The organism is Sulfuricaulis sp., assembly GCF_049587675.1.
Classification (GTDB): Bacteria; Pseudomonadota; Gammaproteobacteria; order Acidiferrobacterales; family Sulfurifustaceae; genus Sulfuricaulis.
Genome location: NZ_JBAVEJ010000101.1, coordinates 1 through 4,413, shown reverse-complemented (window position 1 = coordinate 4,413; position 4,413 = coordinate 1). Strand labels below are relative to the sequence as shown.

Below are 4,413 nucleotides of genomic sequence, written 5' to 3'. Positions count from 1 at the left end.
CCTCTGCGGGCTCCATACACCCTTGCCTCAAACTTGAAGTCACAATTTGTGACTTCAAGTTTGAGGTACCAAAATGGCACCTCAAGTTTGGCGTTTGTTATGTGGTCGCAAATTGCGACCACATTTCCGTGCTTGGGTTAGCAACTAAATATCTAAAGGTTTAAGGTCACATTTTGTGACCTTGAAGCGAGGCAGTTTTTTTTGATGTCGCAAATCGCGACCTCAAACACTCGAATTGAGGAGGCGCGGGGAATCCCCTACACTGGCCAAGTCATCAACATAACAACCGGGCCAGGGAATGACGGCGAAAAAATCTGTAATTCCACTTGAGCAGATTGAAAAGCGCATCATTTTATTGCGCGGTCAGAAAGTATTGCTGAGCACGGACCTCGCTGAACTCTATGGAGTAGAGACCAAAGTGCTGGTACAGGCCGTCAAACGAAACCTGGACCGGTTTCCCGATGATTTCATGTTCCAGTTATCTCCCAAAGAACTGGCCGTTTTGAGGTCACAAATTGTGACCTCAAACGAAAAGAGCGGACGCGGCGGGAGACGCTACCCGCCCTATGCTTTTACGGAACAGGGTGTCGCGATGTTGTCCAGTGTCCTGCACAGCGATCGCGCTGTTCATGTCAACATCGAAATCATGCGCGCCTTCGTGCGGCTGCGGCAGATGCTCGCCTCGAACGCCGATCTCGCGCGCAAGCTCGCGACGCTGGAGAAGAAATATGACGCCCAATTCAGGGTGGTGTTCGACGCCATCCGCGAACTCATGACGCCACCGGAGCCGAAGAAAAAGCGCCCCATCGGTTTTGCGCCGTGGGGAGACAAGTGAGTGGCGGCAACGAATACATGGGTAAGAGTACTGGTAATATATCAAGGCTTGATCCTAGATTCTGTGCGAAGACCGCCTATCGGCTGGACGTGAACGACTGAGAAGGCAGCCAGAATCTGCAACTTGTCATCAGGAATTGCCGTGGCAGAAACAGAGGGCAGCCATATCCGCATCGACAAATGGCTTTGGGCGGCGAGGTTTTTCAAAACTCGCTCACAGGCCGCGGCGGCGGTAGCGGGCGGCAAGGTCAAAGTGAATGGCGAGCGCGTGAAGGCAGCCAAAGCTATTCGGCTTGACGATGAATTGAGCATCCATGTCGGCCCCTATGAATGCGCTGTACGGGTGCTGGGCTTGTCCGTCCGGCGTGGTCCGGCGCCGGAAGCGGCTTTGCTTTATGAAGAAAGCGTCCAGAGCAAAGTGGCACGGAAAGAACTGGCCACCCGGCTTTCCGCCGAAAGAATTTATGATTCCCATGAAAAAGGGCGCCCGACTAAAAGAGCGCGGTGTCAGATAATTCGACTTAAAAAAGGCAGGGTTTGAATAAAACAGGTCCAGGCATATGAGTGGGTTGCCTAACATTTCATCAGCCTGTTAGATAAGTTGAGGACAACATAGCCTAGGTACCCCGCCTTGATTTACAATCCTGCCCCTCGCGCAAAGCCTTTTGCTGTTTTTCAGGTACCGCCATGGAAAAGACTCCTGCCGACGCCGTCGCCACGGTTCGTCATTATTACCAGTCCCTGCCGGCGCGCATGGCCGCTGTGCGGCGTGGCGTGGGTCGTCCGCTGACGGTCGCGGAAAAGATCCTGTTCGCGCACAAGGCGGATCTGAATGCGGACCTGCCGGAGCGCGGCCAGACCACGGTGGCGCTGAATCCGGATCGCGTGGCGATGCAGGATGCCACGGCGCAGATGGCGATCCTGCAGTTCATGACCGCGGGCCGCAGCGAGGCGGCGGTGCCGACGACGGTGCATTGCGATCACCTCATCCGCGCCAAGGTCGGCGCGATCAAGGATCTCGAAGTCGCCGAGAGCACGAACAAGGAGGTGTACGACTTCCTCGCCTCGGCGTCGAATAAATATGGCATGGGTTTCTGGAAGCCGGGTTCGGGCATCATCCATCAGGTGATTCTCGAGAACTACGCTTTCCCCGGCGGCCTCATCATCGGCACCGATTCGCACACGCCGAACGCCGGCGGTCTCGGCATGCTCGCGATCGGCGTCGGCGGCGCGGATGCCGTGGACGTGATGGTCGGCATGCCGTGGGAACTGCTGTGGCCGAAACTGATCGGCGTGCGACTGACGGGGAAATTGTCCGGCTGGACCAGCGGCAAGGACGTGATCCTCAAGCTCGCCGGCATACTGACGGTGGCCGGCGGCACCAACAAGATCATCGAGTACTTCGGTCCGGGGACCGAATCGCTTTCCTGTACCGCCAAGGCGACCGTGACCAACATGGGCGCGGAGTTGGGTGCCACGACCTCCGTGTTTCCGTTCGACAAGCGCATGGCCGACTATCTGCGCGCGACCGGGCGCGCCGAAGTGGCGAGTCTGGCCGCGAGCCTCGCGGAGCATCTGACGGCTGACGCCGACGTGCTCGCGAATCCCGGCAAACATTACGACCAGGTCGTGGAGATCGATCTGTCCCGGCTCGAACCGCATATCGTCGGTCCGCACACGCCCGATCTCGCGCGACCGGTATCGCAGATGGCGTCCGACGTGAAGTCGCACGACTACCCGGCCGGACTCAAGGCGGCGTTGATCGGCAGTTGCACCAATTCTTCTTATGAAGACATCGGTCGTGCCGCGCACGTCGCGCGCCAGGCGAAAGCGAAGGGCTTGCACGCGCTCGTACCGCTCATGGTCACGCCGGGATCGGAGCAGGTGCGTGCAACGATCGAGCGCGACGGATTGCTCGCGGATCTCGAGGCGATCGGCGCCACGGTGCTGGCCAACGCCTGCGGGCCGTGCATCGGCCAGTGGGAGCGCACCGATATTGCCAAGGGCGAGAAGAATTCGATCCTGACTTCCTACAATCGCAACTTCCCCAAACGCAACGACGGCAATCCGAGCACGCTGGCCTTTATCGCCAGCCCCGAGGTGGTCGTGGCGTACGCGCTGTCCGGGCGGCTGGACTCGGACCCGATTCATGAAGGCGTGAAATTTAACGGTGGCATGCTCACGCTCGAGGCGCCGAGCGCCGCGGAATTGCCGGCCAAGGGTTTCGATCGCGGCAGCGAAGGCTATGTCGCGCCGGTTGAGAATCCCGCCGCCGGAAAAGTGTTGGTCAATCCGAAAAGCGAACGGATCGCCTTGCTCGCGCCGTTCGAGCCGGTGGACAAGACCGCGGGTTACCAGAACCTGCCGGTGCTGCTCAAGGCGCGGGGCAAATGCACGACTGACCATATTTCCCCGGCGGGGCCGTGGCTCAAGTTCCGCGGCCATCTCGATCGCATCAGCGACAACATGTTTACCGGGGCGGATAACGCTTTCAGCGACAAGCCCGGAACCGGCTTCAATGTCCTGGTCGGTCAGTCCGGCGAGGAATTGCAGAAAATCGCCCGGGCGTACAAGGCCCAGGGGCTGGGTTGGGTGGCGGTGGGCGACCAGAATTACGGCGAGGGCAGTTCGCGCGAGCATGCTGCCATGAGCCCCCGTTTCCTCGGCTGCCGGGTGGTGCTGACGCGCAGTTTTGCCCGTATTCACGAGACCAATCTCAAGAAACAGGGCGTATTGCCGCTGACGTTTGCCGATCCGGCCGACTACGACCGCCTCCGCCGGGATGACCGGCTGAGCTTCATCGGTCTCGACAAATTGGCCCCCGGGCAGAAGATCGAGGCCCGAATTACCCATGCTGACGGCAGCCAGGAGACGTTTTTTGCTCTGCACAGCCTGACCCGGGACCAGATTGCCTGGTTCATGGCCGGATCGGCGCTCAATCTCATTCGCAGGAGTCACGGATCGGCAGTTGCCGGTCAGTGATTATCGGAAGAGTTTGTGTAAAAAATCAAGGATATCGGTTGACAAGCAAGGCCCAGTCACGCAAAATTTGCGGCTTCATTTTTTCCGGAGGGGTTCCCGAGCGGCCAAAGGGATCAGACTGTAAATCTGACGGCTCTGCCTTCGGTGGTTCGAATCCACCCCCCTCCACCAGGTTGGGGGCGAGATGAACTGCGCGAAGCAGGACAAGCTGGGTTCATCAATTACAAATACATCCAAGGCGGGTGTAGTTCAATGGTAGAACCTCAGCCTTCCAAGCTGATGATGTGGGTTCGATTCCCACTACCCGCTCCAGTATAGGCTGGGCTGATTACATCCGCCCATATAGCTCAGTCGGTAGAGCACTTCCTTGGTAAGGAAGAGGTCATCGGTTCGATTCCGATTATGGGCTCCAGAATTTATTACGAAATGGTTTTCGAAGATTACGTTCAACTGACATAGAGATAATTAACGAGGCATCCCGTGTCCAAGGAAAAATTCGCACGCACCAAACCGCACCTCAACGTCGGCACCATCGGCCACGTCGATCACGGCAAGACCACGCTCACCGCGGCTCTGACCAAGGTCCTGGCCGCCAAG

At 58.3% G+C, this 4,413-nt stretch carries 4 protein-coding genes and 3 tRNA genes; all 7 read left to right on the top strand.

Annotated features, from left to right (window positions below; translation table 11 throughout):
* Positions 1 to 298 precede the first annotated feature (298 nt).
* On the top strand, positions 299 to 835 hold the full coding sequence (locus WB402_RS05310; RefSeq protein ID WP_424205875.1) for an ORF6N domain-containing protein: 537 nt from the start codon (positions 299 to 301) through the stop codon (positions 833 to 835).
* Positions 836 to 976: 141 nt separating this feature from the next.
* Entirely contained in the window at positions 977 to 1,375 is a 399-nt protein-coding gene (locus tag WB402_RS05305) for an RNA-binding S4 domain-containing protein (RefSeq protein ID WP_424205874.1), read from the top strand.
* Between the two features lie 146 nt (positions 1,376 to 1,521).
* Positions 1,522 to 3,816, top strand: coding sequence for an aconitate hydratase (locus WB402_RS05300; RefSeq protein ID WP_424205873.1), 2,295 nt, complete (start codon positions 1,522 to 1,524; stop codon positions 3,814 to 3,816).
* An 86-nt stretch (positions 3,817 to 3,902) separates the two neighbouring features.
* A tRNA-Tyr gene (locus WB402_RS05295) sits at positions 3,903 to 3,987 on the top strand.
* A 67-nt stretch (positions 3,988 to 4,054) separates the two neighbouring features.
* Positions 4,055 to 4,128, top strand: a tRNA-Gly gene (locus WB402_RS05290).
* A 24-nt stretch (positions 4,129 to 4,152) separates the two neighbouring features.
* Positions 4,153 to 4,228, top strand: a tRNA-Thr gene (locus tag WB402_RS05285).
* A gap of 68 nt (positions 4,229 to 4,296) precedes the next feature.
* Positions 4,297 to 4,413: GTP-binding protein (locus WB402_RS05280; protein WP_424205692.1), on the top strand; the 117-nt coding region annotated here is incomplete at its 3' end.